Origin of the sequence: Sphaerisporangium sp. NPDC005288, assembly GCF_040607475.1 — a bacterium.
In the GTDB taxonomy this organism is placed as follows: domain Bacteria; phylum Actinomycetota; class Actinomycetes; order Streptosporangiales; family Streptosporangiaceae; genus Sphaerisporangium; species Sphaerisporangium rhizosphaerae.
The window spans coordinates 1-16008 of the sequence record NZ_JBEXGT010000055.1 but is presented as its reverse complement, the minus strand read 5'-3'; the positions used below and the strand labels follow the sequence as shown (position 1 = coordinate 16008).

12 protein-coding genes are annotated in these 16008 nt (G+C 68.8%); 8 read left to right on the top strand and 4 right to left on the bottom strand.

What is annotated here, in order from left to right:
* Positions 1-109 precede the first annotated feature (109 nt).
* Entirely contained in the window at positions 110-3838 is a 3729-nt protein-coding gene (locus tag ABZU32_RS35615; protein WP_354929694.1) for an NACHT domain-containing protein, read from the top strand.
* 303 nt (positions 3839-4141) lie between these two features.
* Here the strand turns inward: ABZU32_RS35615 and ABZU32_RS35610 are convergent, their stop codons facing one another.
* Complete coding sequence (locus ABZU32_RS35610; protein ID WP_354929691.1) at positions 4142-4909, bottom strand: hypothetical protein; 768 nt, start codon at positions 4907-4909, stop codon at positions 4142-4144.
* A gap of 314 nt (positions 4910-5223) precedes the next feature.
* Here ABZU32_RS35610 and ABZU32_RS35605 point away from each other — a divergent pair, with 314 nt between their 5' ends.
* Positions 5224-5349: a hypothetical protein gene (locus ABZU32_RS35605; protein ID WP_354929688.1), complete on the top strand. Its 126-nt coding sequence runs from the start codon at positions 5224-5226 to the stop codon at positions 5347-5349.
* Positions 5350-6067: 718 nt separating this feature from the next.
* Positions 6068-6640, top strand: a complete 573-nt coding sequence (locus ABZU32_RS35600) for a hypothetical protein (RefSeq protein ID WP_354929685.1) — start codon at positions 6068-6070, stop codon at positions 6638-6640.
* 257 nt (positions 6641-6897) lie between these two features.
* Here the strand turns inward: ABZU32_RS35600 and ABZU32_RS35595 are convergent, their stop codons facing one another.
* Positions 6898-8130, bottom strand: a complete 1233-nt coding sequence (locus ABZU32_RS35595; protein ID WP_354929682.1) for a pentapeptide repeat-containing protein — start codon at positions 8128-8130, stop codon at positions 6898-6900.
* A gap of 422 nt (positions 8131-8552) precedes the next feature.
* Between ABZU32_RS35595 and ABZU32_RS35590 the strand changes: the two genes are divergently transcribed.
* Positions 8553-9683: a tyrosine-type recombinase/integrase gene (locus ABZU32_RS35590; RefSeq protein WP_354929679.1), complete on the top strand. Its 1131-nt coding sequence runs from the start codon at positions 8553-8555 to the stop codon at positions 9681-9683.
* Between the two features lie 23 nt (positions 9684-9706).
* Positions 9707-10318, top strand: coding sequence for a DUF4238 domain-containing protein (locus ABZU32_RS35585; protein WP_354929676.1), 612 nt, complete (start codon positions 9707-9709; stop codon positions 10316-10318).
* Here the strand turns inward: ABZU32_RS35585 and ABZU32_RS35580 are convergent.
* A complete protein-coding gene (locus ABZU32_RS35580) occupies positions 10233-11237 on the bottom strand; it encodes a helix-turn-helix domain-containing protein (protein WP_354929825.1) in 1005 nt (334 codons plus the stop codon). The two genes, ABZU32_RS35585 and ABZU32_RS35580, sit on opposite strands and share 86 nt — an antisense overlap.
* 912 nt (positions 11238-12149) lie before the next feature.
* On the opposite strand from ABZU32_RS35580, the gene ABZU32_RS35575 reads away from it, so the two are divergent.
* From ABZU32_RS35575 to ABZU32_RS35565, 3 genes are all read left to right on the top strand, one after another.
* Positions 12150-12710, top strand: coding sequence for a hypothetical protein (locus ABZU32_RS35575; protein ID WP_354929673.1), 561 nt, complete (start codon positions 12150-12152; stop codon positions 12708-12710).
* A gap of 1 nt (position 12711) precedes the next feature.
* Entirely contained in the window at positions 12712-12912 is a 201-nt protein-coding gene (locus ABZU32_RS35570; RefSeq protein WP_354929670.1) for a hypothetical protein, read from the top strand.
* 194 nt (positions 12913-13106) lie between these two features.
* Complete coding sequence (locus ABZU32_RS35565) at positions 13107-13631, top strand: hypothetical protein (protein ID WP_354929667.1); 525 nt, start codon at positions 13107-13109, stop codon at positions 13629-13631.
* A 238-nt stretch (positions 13632-13869) separates the two neighbouring features.
* On the opposite strand, the gene ABZU32_RS35560 is transcribed toward ABZU32_RS35565, so the two are convergent.
* Entirely contained in the window at positions 13870-15003 is a 1134-nt protein-coding gene (locus ABZU32_RS35560) for a pentapeptide repeat-containing protein (RefSeq protein WP_354929665.1), read from the bottom strand.
* Between the last annotated feature and the right edge of the window lie 1005 nt (positions 15004-16008).

Sequence of the window (16008 nt, the reverse complement as noted above, 5' to 3'; positions counted from 1 at the left end):
ATTGGGACGAGGTGGGTCGTTTGTGTTGCTGCCGGGCGGGGGCGCCGGTGATTGTGGGGGGATGGCGGGTGCGGGCGGTGGTGGGCGCCGGTGGGCCAGGCCGCTGGCAGTGGCGAGTCTGCTGGTAGGGGCCGGAATCGGCTTGGTGGGGAACCTGGCGACAGGCACGGTGCGGGTTGAGGCGGGGTGGTGGGGGCCGGCGGTGTGGACGGCCACCGGGGTGCTGATCGTGGCCGCGGTGCTGCTGGGGTGGCTGTCGAGTAGGCCGGGGCCGTTCGATCCGGGGGTTGTGGAGGATCGTGCGGTGGCGGCGCTGCGCGTGCGGGTGCGGGGCCAGTGGGAGCACGAAGCGGTGGTGCGGCGGTTGCGGCAGCCGATGCCGTTGCGGGTGACATGGTCCTCGACGGGCCGGCCGGTGGCCGCGGCCCGGGAAGCGGTGCTCGATGAGCCTAACCTCACCTGGGAGGAGCGGCCTTTCACCGGTGATACCGGGCAGATCGTGGGGCGCTTTCGTCAGTTGCAGCACCGTCAGCTGGTGATCCTCGGCGAGGGCGGGGCGGGTAAGAGCGTGCTGGCGTTGCTGCTGACGCTCGGCCTGCTGGAGGACCCGGTGGAGGGGGAGCCGCTGCCGGTGCTGTTGCCGGTCGCTGCCTGGAGTCCCGGTAAGGAGAGCGTGGCGGAGTTCGCCGCGCGTCGTGTGGCCGAGGACTATCCCGACGCGGTGGGGGCCGGCGATGGCAGGGATGTCGCGCGGCGGTTGGTGGAGCAGGGGCGGCTGCTGCTGGTGCTGGACGGCCTGGATGAGATCTCCTCGGCCCTGCATGCGGCGGCGGTGCGGAAGCTGGATGAGTACGCGGCGGCGGGACGGCAGCTGGTGGTGACCTGCCGCAGCCGCGAGTTCGACACGGCTGTGCAGGCCGGCGGGCACATTGTGTCCCGGGCCGCGGTCGTGGAGCTGCAGCCCGTGACCCCGGATCTGGCGATCGCCTTTTTGTCCCATCCGGCCACCTCCCGGCCCCGCTGGCAGAAGGTGTTCTCCCACATGAAAGACGAGCCCGGCGGGGCACTCGCGTCGGTGCTGACCACACCACTGATGGTGTCGCTGGCCCGAGTCGCCTATCAGCGGCCGAGCACCGATCCGGGGGAGCTTTTGCGTGCCGGCGGCCGGATCGAGATCCGTGCCAAGCTGATGGACACCTACCTCGACAGCGTCCATGATCCAGACCATCCCGCCTCGCCGGTCGGAGCTCCGCTACGCCGCTACACGCCGGATGCCGCCCGCCGCTATCTGCAGACCCTGGCCCTGAACTTGGAGTTGTCCGGCACGGTGGAGTTGGTGTGGTGGCAGTGGCGGCCCGACCTGTACACCCGTCATGTGCACCTGGCCGGCACCTGCCTGGCGGTGGGGCTCACTGCGCTGGCCGCTCTGGCCGTCACACCGGTCGCAGGGGTGTGGGGCGGGATCTGCGCGGCGATCGTGGTGGGCGGGGCATTCGTCCTGGCCTCGAGTGCAATCCTGCGCCTGGTGTGGCCGCACAACCACCCCGCCTACCAGCCCGCCACCTACCGGCCCGCCCGCATCCGGCGGCGCCAGACACGCTGGGCGCGAGCTGCGGTCGGGGCCTGGTGCAGCCTGTTCAGCGGCCTCATCCTCAGCGATGTGGCCACGGCCGCGTTGGGCGCCGTTTGCTCGGCCCTGTGCTGGGCGTGGCTGCCCACCGACCGGATCAAACCCCAGCCCCGCACGGCCACCCCCGGCGCCACCCTCGCCGCCCACCACCGCGCCACCCTGAACGCCGCCATCCTTAACGCGCTGCCCGGCGCCACGATCACCGCCACCACAACCATGCTGACCAGCAGGCACTCCCCGGCAGAAACGGCTTTCACCGCGCTGCTGGTGTACGGGTGGACCGCCGCATGCCCTGGCGGACTATGGACCTGGCTCCGGTACCGCGCGACCCACCTGCACCTTGCCCTCCGGCACCGGCTACCGCCTCGCCTCCACGGCTTCCTGCGTGACCAACATCAGCGCGGCACCCTCCGCCAGACCGGAACCACCTGGCAACTGCGCCACCTCATCCTCCAGCAACACCTCGCCCATCCAGCACGCCTCCACCACCTTCGCGCTCGTGCCGATCAAGGCGATGATGCTGCCGCCCGGCAGCTGGCTGAGCTGCTCGCGGGGGAGGGACGTGCCGAGGAGGCCATCACCATCCTGCGCGTCCGCGCCGACCAAGGCCACCGTCATACCGCCCGGCAGCTGGCTGAGCTGCTTGTGCGGGAGGGGCGTGCCGAGGAGGCCATCGCCTTCCTGCGCGTCCGCGCCGATCAAGGCGATGATGCTGCCGCCCGGCAGCTGGTCGAGCTGCTTGCGCGGGAGGGACGTGCCGAGGAACTTCGGGCCCGTGCCGATCAAGGTGACCGTTATGCCGCTCGGCAGCTGGTCGAGCTGTTCGCGCGGGAGGGACGTGTCAAGGAACTTCGGGCCCGTGCCGATCAAGGCGACCGTTATGCCGCCCGGCAGCTGGTCGAGCTGTTCGCGCGGGAGGGACGTGTCAAGGAACTTCGGGCCCGTGCCGATCAAGGCGACGGTCATGCCGCCCGGCAGCTGGTCGAGCTGTTCGCGCGGGAGGGACGTGTCAAGGAACTTCGGGCCCGTGCCGATCAAGGTGACCGTTATGCCGCCCGGCAGCTGGTCGAGCTGCTCGCGGGGGAGGGACGTGCCGAGGAGGCCATCACCGTCCTGCGTGTCCGCGCCGATCAAGGCGACCGTTATGCCGCCTGGCAGCTGGTCGAACTGCTTGTGCGGGAGGGACGTGCGGAGGAGGCCATCACCTTCCTGCGCGTCCGTGCCGATCAAGGCGATGATGCTGCCGCCCGGCAGCTGGCTGAGCTGCTCGCGGGGGAGGGACGTGCCGAGGAGGCCATCACCGTCCTGCGCGCTCGTGCCGATCAAGGCGATGATGCTGCCGCCCGGCAGCTGGCTGAGCTGCTTGCGCGGGAGGGACGTGCCGAGGAGGCCATCACCGTCCTGCGCGTCCGCGCTGATCAAGGCGACCGTGCTGCCGCCGGGCAGCTGGTCGAGCTGCTTGCGCGGGAGGGACGTGCCGAGGAGGCCATCACCGTCCTGCGCGTCCGCGCCGACCAAGGCGACCGTCATACCGCCCGGCAGCTGGTCGAACTGCTTGCGCGGGAGGGACGTGCCGAGGAACTCCGGGCCCGTGCCGATCAAGGTGACCGTTATGCCGCCCGGCAGCTGGTCGAGCTGTTCGCGCGGGAGGGACGTGCCGAGGAGGCCATTACCGTCCTGCGCGCTCGTGCCGATCAAGGCGATGATGCTGCCGCCCGGCAGCTGGCTGAGCTGCTCGCGGGGGAGGGACGTGCCGAGGAGGCCATCACCGTCCTGCGCGTCCACGCCGATCAAGGCGACCGTGCTGCCGCCCGGCAGCTGGTCGAGCTGCTCGCGGGGGAGGGACGTGCCGAGGAGGCCATCGCCTTTTTGCGCGTCCGCGCCGATCAAGGTGACCGTCATACCGCCCGGCAGCTGGTCGAGCTGCTCGCGGGGGAGGGACGTGCCGAGGAGGCCATCACCGTCCTGCGTGTCCGCGCCGATCAAGGCGACCGTTATGCCGCCTGGCAGCTGGTCGAACTGCTTGTGCGGGAGGGACGTGCGGAGGAGGCCATCACCTTCCTGCGCGCTCGCGCCGACCAAGGCGAGCATGATGCGGCCTGGCAGCTGGCCGAGCTGCTTGTGCAGGAGGGGCGTGTCGAGGAACTCCGGGCCCGCGCCGATCAAGGCGATCATGCTGCCGCCTGGCACCTGGCGAAGGAGCCCTAATGAACTGTCTCACAAACGGTCGTATACGGGATAACGACCAGCCGAGCAGCCTGGCGCCGCGTTCGCCCAGGAAGGCCGTCCCGAAACCGATCCCGAAACGCTGGTGACCGGTATTGAGCGGGCGGACCCTGGACGGCCTGGCGGCCGCGGCCGCTCGCAACGGCTCTCGCTGCGCGAGAAGACCCTGCGGCGGATGCTGGTGGCGATCTTGAACAGTGATCTTTCGTCGGGTCTGCCGAGGCTGTCGCGACCCCCTGGCCGCGGGGCTCTCGGCATGGCACCTTCTGGGGACGGAGCCGTTGCTCAGGTCCCAGCGGCGGTGGATCGTGCAGCAACCTGCCGGGTGAAGTGCTCAGCAAGCGCCGTCATCTTTCCCAGGTAACGGGCGGCCAGTTGCAGGTGAGTGTAGGCGGTGTCCTCGTCGACGGCTCGCCCACGGGGATGGCCGGCCTCATTGCGGGTGACCCTGAGTAGGTCGGCCACCGCGTCCATCGTCAGGTTGTCGCCCAGATCGTCCGGCAGCGTGTTCCGCAGTGGCTCAAGACGGGCGCGCAGTGCTTGGAAGCGTGCGTTCTGGGAGCTCTTGGGGTTGTCCAGTTCCTTGCGCAGCTTCTCGGCCGAGTCGCCCAGCGCGGCGACCATGGCCTCGGCCACTCTGATGAAAACCTGCTCTGCGGCGACGCCGAGCATCACCGAACAGGCCAGGTAGCAGCCCGCATTGAACGACTGCAAAGCCTCCTGCATGTACTGGTAAGCGATGGGATGCAGGTCCGGCACCTGGCGGCGCAGTCGGCGTAGGTAGCCTTCGGGGTCGTAAGGCTCCCACGGCCCGCCCTCGACCGCCCTGCGACCTCGCTCCGACAGTTTCCATCGCCAGTTGTCACTGGCCGGTTGACGTTCGGGATCCAGATAGATCAGGCCATCGGCGAGCAAACCCCATAACGCTTCCCACGCTTCGTGCGGCCGGCAGCCGGTGGCCGCCGCAATGGACTGGGGCAGGTAGGCGGCGTGAAAGCGGCTGTCGGCATGCGGGGTGGCCATCAGTCTGAGGACCTGGCTACGGATTTGCATCCCGACAGGGTAGCCAGCCGGTCGCCGTCCATCCGGACGTGAAACGAGCGATGGCCCCCAGGGGGCGGCCACCTGACCTGGACCCGCCGAAGGCTGCGCCGCCCGTGGCCAGACACGACCCGCCGCGTTGTAGGGGAAAGAAGCCTACCTGGGGCGGGGGATCCTAACCCTGGGCGATCGGAGCGCACCCAGACTCCTGGTGATGTGCGGGACCATTTCCTAATGGATGGGGGTACTGCCGACGCTCGCCTTCTCCGCCTATAGCCGTCCGGCTCGCCGTCGCCGGATGGACCGGCGAGGAAGGAGGGGACAAGTTGGGTAAGCACGCCCGTCCTGAGGATTGGGACGACCATCGTTACCGGGAGGCCCGCCTGTACCTGGCGTCGGCCGTCAGGGTCATCACCTGGCTGGCCTGGTTCTTCTGGGACCCCCGTGGTTAGTTCCAGCGCCTGATGTAGGGCGCCGGGCCTCCTACCAGCAGCCAGCAAGCTCAGCAGGTAGGAGGCCCGTTCTATGCAGGGTATCGGCTAATCACCTGAACCCTAGAATATTCTTCTAGCCTTTAGAGCATTATTCTGTCGCTGTCTTCCTCTTGGTCTGCGCTTTTTCCTATTCAGACACTATGAGTTCCACCGCAGGTCGATGATCACATGTTCGCAGTCGACCAGCCGGCCAGCCACCGGCGACGTTCCGGCTGCAGCTGTTCACCGCGCCCGGGTCCTGGCCGCGCGAGCGCGTTGGCTTTGACCCCGCGATCCCGATCAGCGGAAATGCACCTGTGATGGACCGCCTCGTCGCCTTCACAGGCCGCGCCACCTAAGGCGCGACACAACTCGGCGGGCTGCGGGGGTTGAGCAGCAACCGAACCACCAGGCCCGGCGCTCGGGTCGCCGTCACCAGGGGCAAGGTAGCTCTGCGTAATCGTGGTTCGAGTGGCTCGCAGGCATCTGCCCCGACCTCCGGTGCGAGCTGCGTCACCCGTACACCATTCCTACGACCACTTCGGTCTCGACCCGGACGACGAGATCACGGAGTACGGCTTGATCGACGGGTTTACGCTCCAGCGCTATGACCGGCTCGACGGGAAGTACCCCCCGCCGATCGCGCAGGCGGACATCGAGATCCCCATCAGCGGCACGTTCTGACCTCGCCGACCTGATGCCCCACAAGCGCTCGCCAGGCCGGGTCCTGGTCGTCACGCTGCTCGTCGTGACGGCCGGGTACCTGGCCTGGCGAGTCGCCGTCCTCGCGGGCCTGGAAGCCCACTTCGGCAGCGGCTTCGACGAGCAGCGCTTCAACCGGCTGCAGCAGGAGTACGACCGCCGCGAGGATGCCTTCGCCCGGGCCGACGCCCGAATGTGGGAGCTGATCGCGGAACATCCCCGCGCCGAACGCATCGGCTGGAGCCGGTACCGGACCTGCGTCCGCGAGCCCGGCCGCCCCTCCGACACGTGCACGACGACGCTCCCGCGCGACCAGAAGGTGTACGACGCCCTCTGGGGCGTCAGCGTGATCCTCTACCAGCCCAAGGACGAGGGCCGCACGTTCTACCGCTTCTACCACGAGGACCCCCCGCGCTACACGATCATGCGCGCCCCTGAGGACACCGCGGAGGAGGCCGAGGAGTACGCGGACGCCCGCGGCTTCCGCTCCACCTGCCCCCTGGGACCCGGCTGGACGATCCTCGGCCCGATCGACGACATCGGCCGCGAGGAGAAGCAGTTCCCGTAGGAGGCCCTCCGCTCGGGTCCGTGCGATGACGGGGGCGAGGAACCGGCGGACAGCCGTTGGCGCTGAGATGGATCTTGATTACAGGGAGCTGAGGCTGTTCTTGGTTGCGAAGCTTCCCAAGCGCGTTTCCTGGTCCCGGCGTCGACGTGCGGCGCGGATCTCGGCGTCGGCGACCTTGTCGTCGAGCAACGCGGTGGCCGTCGGGCCGCCGCCGTCGATCTCGGTCGCTGTTGGCTAGCGTCGGGCCAGTGTGATCTTCAGTCGGCTGGTGCTGCCCCGAACCGGGTATGCGCATTGACCTTCGCCACCTTGCGAACCTCTGCCTCAGAAACGCCCACCATCCCGCGCAGGTCCGCGTCGGTCAGGTCTGCGTGAGCCAGGTTCGCGTGAGTCAGGTTCGCGCCGGTCAGGTTCGCCTCGAGCAGGCTCGCGTCGCGCAGGTCCGCGCCGATCAGGTCCGCGCGGGTCAGGTCCGCTCTCAGCATGGACGCGTTGTTTAGGTTCGCGCCGTTTAGGTTCGCACGGTTTAGGTTCGCGAAGTTCAGATTCGCGCGGGTTAGGTACGAGCCGTTCAGGTTCGAGCCGGCCAGGTTCGCCTCGTACAGGTGTGCGAATAAGGGGAAGGATGCGCCCCTGATGCGGATGCCGTGCAGGTCAAGACTCGGGGGCGCGGCGGGGGCATACTCCCCGCGGATTGCGACGGTGTCGATAGGGCGGCGGGCCAGGATGGTGAGGGCGGCGGCGACGTCGGTATCGGGCTGCTGGGGGAGTTCGTCGTCCTTGATGGTGGGCGCGGGGTCGTGCTCGCGGACGTACGCGGCGAGCACGTCGCGAATGGTGAGGGTGTCGCGGGCTGAGTCGGTGGTGATGCGTTCAAGGGCGTAGATCGCGGCGGTGCGGACTTCGGGTTTGGTAGAGCCGAGCTGTTCGGCGGCCTTGGTGTACCGGTCGGTGATCTGTCCTTCGCGGGCGGTGCGCAACTCTTCTTGGCCGGTCATGAACGTCAGAGCGGTAACGATCAGGCTGCCGCCGGTGAACAGCACACCGGCCAGGATGCCGATGCTGTTGAGCCGCTGGTGACGAGACTGCCGGCACCGATCCAACTCGGCGTCTCGCCGGTCACGATCGCGGTCCTCCCGCTGACGGTTCAGTTCCAGCAGTTCCAGCCGCTTTTCGACCGGTAGGGCATCCAGTTCCGCCTGATTCGGCGCGGCCACCCCCAGTGCCGGCGTGGGCTGCTCGGCCTGCGAGACGGCGTCGCCATCGACGGGAGGATCGATGCCGCTGAAAGCCCACCTGTACAGACGGTGTACAGCTGCCGCTGAGAGGTGTACGACCGCCACTAATACGCCCATGACCGTGACGATGAGCGGGTACCAGGCCAACGGAGCCCACGCTGCTACCACCACTACCAGGGGCAGGAGTACCACCAGCAGCCCCTCAGCCAGGACGATTCGCCATCTCCGCGTGCGTGAATTGGTGAGGGGCATGCTCCTCACTCCCTTTGAGGTCCTCGCGCGGCCCGGCGCCCTGCACCGCTTCTCGCCGCGCTCTTTATGCAAGTCCGATCCGGAAGGCAGAACCCATCTCCAGCCTCGCGCGCCGGGCGTGCTCGGAGGAACCTCAGGGGATACTGATGCGCCAGACTTTGCCCAAGTTCGGACATGCCGGGCCGACTGGTTGGAGGTGGCGGCGGGGGGTCTTTGGGCCACGGCGCTGGCCCGGCGTGAGATCTCCGGCGACCGGCTGCTGCCTGTGGATGTCGCTGTCCGGTCCCATGAGCGTCGGGGGCGACCGGGCAAGAGGCGGTCCCGCGCCGGCTCCCTGAGCCTGTCGGCGGGTGTCGTTCCGAGTCGGTTCCCGGCCCGGATTTTCTCTCACACAATGCTGATTATGTGAGATCCTCGCGGGCGTGACCGAGATCATCCCGACCGCCGTCCACCGCCCCGCCACCGCTCCCGTCCCGTCCTCGGCGGCCGCCGCTGGGGCGGGCGCGCTCGCGCTGCCGGCGCCGATGGTGGCCAGCGTCGGCGACATTCCCGGTCTGCGGCCGCGCCGGACCCGCGGGGACGGCGGGGAGGTGCCCGGCGCCGACGTGGACATCATCGACGCGCTGCCGGGCGCGGTGTGGTCGACGGTCGCGGCGTGGCTGCGCGCGTCCAAGGCCGTCACCACCCGCCAGGCCCGCCTGGCCGACACCGCCGCGCTCGCCCGGTGGCTGGAGGCCGAGGCGCCCGGTGTCGGGCTGCTGGCGGTGACCGAGGACCACCTGACGCACTACCGCGACACCATCGCCACCGGCATCGCCCGCGCCGGCCTGTCCCGCCCCGGTCGGCCGCTCGCGCCGTCCACCGTGGCCCGGCGGCTGTCCAACGCCTCCAGCCTGTACGCCTACGCCGTGCGCCGCCGCGTCCTGGCCACCAACCCCGCCGACGTCGTCGACCGCCCTGAGGTCTCCGCGATCGGCACCACCCCGGCCCGCACCGTCACTGAACAGACCGCCCTGGTCGACGGCGCCGAAGCCATCGCCACCCGGTATCCGGTCGACGCCGCGGCCGTCGCGCTGCTGGCCGTCTGCGCCGTGCGCGTCGGCGAGCTGGTCGCGCTCACCGTCGGCTCGGTCACCACCGACGCCGGGCACACCGTCATCCTGTTCCGCCGCAAGGGCGGCAAGACCGACCACCTGCCCATCCCGCCCCGAGTCCGCGCCCTGCTGGACCCGCTCCTGGCCGACCGCGGCCCGGGCGAGCCGCTGTTCACTCGGACCGATGGCCGACCCTTCGACCGGTGGCGGATGACCACCGCGTTGCGCCGCGCCGCCACCGCCGCCGGCGTCGACCCCGCCCGGCTGACTCCGCACACCGCCCGGGCCACCGCCGCCACCGCGCTGCTGGACGCCGGCGTGCCGATCGCCGATGTCCAGGAGATGCTCGGCCACGCCTCCCCGGTCACCACCCAGCGCTACAACCGCGGCCGCCGCAAACTCGACGGCCACGCCGCTTACCGGATGGCGGCCATCCTCGCCGGCGGACCGCAGCACTGAGCGGGAAAGGAAACGAACGCGTCATGGCGTGGAAGCTCATTAGCAGCGTGCCCAACCCCTGCGGTGGGGTGACGATGACGGCGGACGGCCAAAGTGTCGATCCGCACGTGCAGGCATACATGGCCCGGGTTGCGGAGGTGGCGGCCAAGCGTGACTGCGTGTCGCGCCGACACCACTACGTGCCCCAGTCCTACCTGCGGGCATGGAGCCCGGACGGCAAACGCGTCCGCGTCCTGGACACCAGGAACGGACTCGACAAGCTACGTGGCCTGCGAGACACCTGCGTGGAGGAGAACTTCTACAGGGTCACCGACCCCCAGCACGGGCCGCACAACCAGGTCGAGGCGATGCTCGGCGTCATCGACGATGAGACGGCCGTCCTACTCCAGAAAACTGCGCCGTTGGGGCCCGGTGACGACCTCCAATTGGAGTGGCAGGAGATTCCGGCCAGCCTGCGGGAGCACAACCTTGAGGCCGAGGCCCGCCTGGACGAGCGTGCCCGCCGGGCCCGCGTCGCGCCTGTTGCGTCACCGCGTCCTCGTGGCTCTATCAAACCCGGTGCGGTCCAAACCGTACAGTCCCTGGTGCCGCCTGATGGCGGTACTCGCGGGGCGACAGACCGTAGGCGGCACTGAAGAGCTTGCTGAACTGGGCGCTGTCAGGCAGGCCCCAGCGGGCGGCGATGGTGTGGATGGTGTGCGATCGCAGGTTCGGGTCGGCCAGGTCGCGGTAGCAGCGTTCCAGGCGGGCGTGACGGATGTAGGCCATGACGCTCATGCCCGAGCCGTGGCTCTGAAAAAGGTTGTAGAGCTGGCGAGTGGAGATGTGGTGGGCTGCGGCGATGAGTTCGGCGTTCAGGCTGGAATCGGGCAGGTGTAGCTGGATGAACCGGTGGATCTGTGCCAACAGAGCTCGTCGGCGTGCTTCGGGTGACAGGTGCTGTGCGATGTCCAGGTGGTGGGCGCAGGTAGCGGCGATCAGATCCAGCGTGACCTCGCCCAACGCGACGCGGTCGGCGGCGGTGTATTGCTGCGTGTGATCCATCACGGTCAGTAAATGGGCGGCCAGCACGGCTGCCATCCCCTGCCGGGAGGAGAAGGTCGCCGCGACCAGCTGGTCCATGGGGAAGCGCAGGCCCAGAGCCGCCTTGGGTACTTGCGCCACCACCGCCCTGGTCTGGCCAGCGGTCGTCGCAGACCGTCGGCCTTCGAAGACTCGCGATGAGTCCAGCATCACGAATTCACCCGTTTTGAAAACGGTTTCCCGGCCGGCTTGAGCCACGCGGCCACATCCGCTCGTGACCAGATGCAAATGGTATACCTCTGGATCGGACTGCCGGACCATCTTGGCGGTTCGGTGAACGTCCACGGTCGGATGGGCCAATGTGGACACCTGGGCCGTACCGATATCCAGCACGTGGGCTGAGGCGCGGAAATTGGCTGGATCATCACAGGTGACCCGCGAAGGAAAATGTGAGCGCTGGGTCAGCTCGAGCCAGCGGGCGAACTCATCTCGGGGCGCGTAACTTCCCGTCCGTATCCCCTTGACACTCATCACCAGTTATCCCTCGTCCTGGCCACGATAACGGTCATGCCTCTATGGGTTTAAGTGCCGCTCCTCATCGCCAGCCTTCCATTCCAGTCCACTGCATTAGCATACTTCGGCTGAGCCTTATGAAGCCATGGCCGGCGCATTGCCGGTGAGGAACTCGCGTGCCGATCGCCGGAGTCGGGGTGTTGCCCGAGTAGTACGGCTGGTCGGCCGCGACGCGTCGAAACCTTCGGGTTCCACCCGATGGCCGCGTTCGTCGACCACCAGGCGCCGGACACCGGCGAGGCCACCGCCCTGGCCCATCCGCGCTCTCCGTGCAGGAACGGACAAGAAAGCGTGCAGAAATTCACAAGAAGGCGCAGGTGTGAACTTCCTCTGTGGCGATGCTGGCGAAACACGGATTTACTCCCTGTAGAGGAGACCCGTACGGACCGCGTGAATTCCGGGGAACACCGCAGCGACGCCGCGCCCAGGGCAGTTCGATCTGTTCAACGTCGGCGCAGGCGCCGCCCCGAAGTGCGCCCGCGTGCCGGCGGATGACCATCGCGCTGCGCCGCGCCGCCACCGCCGCCGGCGTCGACCCCGCCAAGCTCACCCCGTCGGACCACGCCCGCGCGTGACCTTCTGACGAAACTGCCGTAACGCCCCTCGCTGACCAAGGTTTCGTGGGTTTCGTGAGGCACTACCGCGTGCCCGCGCGGGACGGCATTTTCGGGACTTTCGAGACAGCTCTAAGCGCGGGCGCGCGGCCGCCGGCTTCCGCAGTTTTGCGACTTTCGCGACGCCTCTACCGCGCGCGGGCGGGCACGAGGGCGTCGCCGACGGTGAAGCGATTCCGCCGTTCCGCTTGCGAGTGTCAGGGTTCCCTGTCACCCTCCATGTGTCAGGGAACCCTGACGTTGTGGAGGGAGGGTCATGTCCTGGACCAACGAGGACGGCGTGCACGAGGGGTGGGCCGCCACGGAGTTTCCCGGGAACCGGTTCTCGGTGGGGCTCGGCGAGGGTGGCGCGCTGGTGCGCGCGTTCGGCCCGGGCCCGGGGCGGCTGCCCGCCCAGCGGCTGGCGCCTCCGGAGGTGGTCGACGGCCGCGAGGCGATCGGCTGGCGCGGGATGTGCGAGTGCGGCTGGCGCGGCCCGCTGTGGCAGCGGGTCGACTCCGCCCAGGAGCACGACACCACCGATCGCCGGATCTGGTGGCCCGACCTCGACCAGTACGCCGACGCCCCGGCCGACGTCGAGAACGCCATCGGCAACGAGTGGCGCCGGCATCTCCCGGCCGAGGAGCTGGCGGCCGTCCGCGAGCACGCCCAGGAGGCCGCCGCCGCTCAGGTGCGGCTGACCGACGCCGTGCACGCCGCACGCGAGGCCGGCCACTCCTGGGCCGACATCGGTGAAGCGGTCGGCATCACCCGCCAGTCCGCCCACGAGCGATGGGCCCGGCCGGCGAGCCCGGCCCGCGCCGCCAAAGGAGCATGACGTGACCGCCTACACCCCCGCCCAGATCCGCGACATGGTCACCCACATCGAAGGGTGTGAGCAGTGCTGCGGCGACGATGAGGAGATCCGCGCCGCGCTCTACGACGAGTCGCTACCGCCGGCCGAACTCGAGGACTACATCCGGGTGACCCACAGCCGGGAATGGACCGAGTGGATCGCCGCCAACCGACCAGGCGGGTGACCGGACTACAGATCGAATCTCCGACCCCGCCCCGGCCCGCCGAGGCGGGGTTTTCGTCGCTCAACACGGCCCGTGCCGTGTAGCAAGTTATGTCGTAAATCCGACTTGCGCCCCGGCAGGCTTCTCGGCTGGTACGTCTTGGCAGCGGAGCAAGTTAGTGCATTGGGTACCCCAAACGGTCGAGAGGGGCGGCGGTGGCGAGATTTGAGGGGCCGCATCGACGGGCGCGGGATCGCGACGAGGGGCACCGCACGGCCCGGGTGAATCTGCGGCTGTCGGCTGGCGAGTACGCCGAGATCGCGGCCGCGGCCGAGAACCTCACCATGGCAGCGTTCGTGGCCGACGCGGCGCTGTCGGCCGCCCGCGAGGAGTTCCCGCCCGACACCCGCGCGGCCGTGCACCGGCTGTTCCGCATGGAGCACCGCCTGCACGCCTTCGTCAACATGCTCAAGGAACTCGCCAAGGTCGACGGCGGTGAGCAGCTGCGCGCCAAAGTTGCCGAAATCTCGGCGCGCGCCCGCCAGTCCTGGAACCTGCTGGATGAGACGGTGACGGAGTTTTGGGCCATCTCCCAGAACGCCCGCGGCCGCCGCACCCGACGCCGACGACGCGGACGCCAGCGCGAGGAGCAACGGCCGGCCCCCGTGGTCGACGCCGACACCGAGCCGCTCGGCGACGACGATCCGGTGCCCGAGTTCGAGGCCTGGTACGAGCCGTGACCCATGGCGACAGGCCACTGCCGGCGAGCACCAGGGCAACAGCGGCCGCCATTGCCGAAAGACGAGCCAGACCCGCGATGTACCCATGCATCTCGATCCACGGGCCCACGTCCACGACCCCCGACCAAGATCCAATGAGAATTATCTTTACGTCTTCAAGGGCGGCCGCGATGCGGCCGCCGCCCTGGCGGGTCTATTTGAAAAACGGCACGCGTGTGCTCGTTGCCGTAAGTAGGCCTTAAAACTTCGTTGTCGCGTCGACCTTGGCCACCGCCCGTACCTGTTTCTCGGTCATCCCAGTCGTATGTCGCAGGTCGGCACCGGCCAGCTTCGCATCGGTCAGATCCGCGTCGGTCAGGTCCGCGTCGTTCAGGGTCGCGCGGGTCAGGTTCGCGGCGCCCACGTACGCGCGGGTCAGGTTCGCAACCCCCAGGTCCGCGCCCCTGAGGTTCGCGCCTACCAGAGTCGCGTCGGTCAGGTTCACGGCGAGTAGGGTCGCGCCGGTCAAGTCCGTGTCGGCCAGACTCACACCGGGCAGGTCCGCCCTGAACGAGTACACGTTAGTCAGGTTCGCATCGGATAAGTCTGCGTGAGTGAGGTTCGCGTGGCTCAGGTTCGCGCCCGTCAAGTCCGCGCCGGTCAGGTCCGCGTTTGTCAGGTTCACGCCGGTCAGGTCTGTGTACGGGAAACGCACTTGGGTGAAGTCAGTGAGGCTGGTTGGCCTGCCATCGGGTGCGCGGGGTGTCAGGGCGAGGGCGATGCTAAGGGCCGCGAGTACGTCAGTGCCGGGTCTGGCGAGGGGGGTGTCCTGGGAGGTTTTGACGTTGTGGGTGGTGCATTGTTTGGGGAGGTTGGTCTGCGGGGCGTTGGTTGTGCAGGTGTCGTGGTTGCGGACGTAGGCCGCCAGAACGTTGCCGATGGTGATGGTGTCGCGGGGGGAATCGGCGGCCAGGCGTTGCAGGGCGTAAATGCCGCCCAGTCGCACGTCCGGTTTGGGTGAGCCGAGTTGCTCGACGGCTTTGGTGTAGCGGTCGGTGAGCTGGCTTTCCTGGGCGGTTTCCACAGTGCGGGCGGTGTACCACAGACCGAGGGCGGTGAACACGACGCCGCCGATGACGACCAGGCCGGTGGCGGCCTGGATGAGGGTGTGGCGGGCGGCGTTGACGGCTTCCAGGCGTTCGCTTGCGGTCAGTTCTTCAAGGTCGGTCGCGGTGAGGGGAGCAGGCTGGCCTGCCAGGCGCCGGGCGGCGGGACCGACCAGGACGGCGATTGCCAGGCCGGTGACGATGGCTAGGGCGGCGCCGGCCAGCGTCCAGCGAGCCCAGCCGGGGATGTTCAGCGTGTAGGCGGCCCAGACGGCGACCGCGATCACCACAAGGAACGGAAGCGGCCACCATAATCGGCGGCGTGGCGAAACTCCCGGGGCGCTCTGCGGAGCCGGGGGCGCGGTGCGAGCGGCCCGCCGGGCGCGGGCGGTAGCGGCGGAGGCGATGACCGCACGCGGCGGCACACGGGGAGATCTAACTGCCATACCCCCTATTGCACCCCTCCGCTGGGCTCAGGATCGATGGCCGAGCCCACCGCCACATGTACGTTGCCGAATTGTTCTAGTAGGTCATCAAGGGCGGCGGCCCGCGGCCGCAGGCCTCCCCCGACACCGGCGGCCGCGCGCGCCAGGCGCGACCGCTCTGCGAGCTCGCCTGGCAGCGCTAGCCGCCGGTGCCTACTCTCCCCCACATGCGCCTGCGGGTGAACCGGCCCTCGATGGAGGGGTACGGCCGGACCTAGCCGCAGTAGCGGGTGTATCCCGTCATATATCCGTCCGCCCACCCCCTGTTGTAGTCCCCGCTCTTCCTCGCGAATCTGGGCTTCTTGCCGCAGTCTTTGTGGCCGTCGCGGAGTCCTCGTGCCAGTCCGTTTGCATACCCGGAGTAGTACTGGGAGCTTTCGCGCCTCTTCTTTTCGCTACGGCGGTCATCGTCGTCGTCCTTTGGTGTCAACGATGGCGCCTTCGGAAGGATGTTGATGGCCGTTGTAGTCGTCACCTGCGCTGAGCTGGGTGTGCCGGAGGCGTGTGATGCCACTGGGGACAAGGCGAGCGTAGCCAGCAGTGCTGGCCCTAGCAGCAGATGTCGCTTTCCATACATGAGCGACTCCTTTCCGGCCGCGAGCCCCTGTTGCAGCCCGTTTGGCCTTTCACCGCATAATTGCCAGCGTGACGTGACAGCGGCGTGACCGGGATGACACGGCCCCGCGTGTTCCGCACCAGCTGTCAAGGGGCGGCGGCCGGCGGCCGCGCGGCCGGGCCGCGCGCCCTTGCGGCCAGCCGGACCGGGCATGCGGCTCTTCGGCCGGTCCCGGCCGGCGCCGCCGGGCG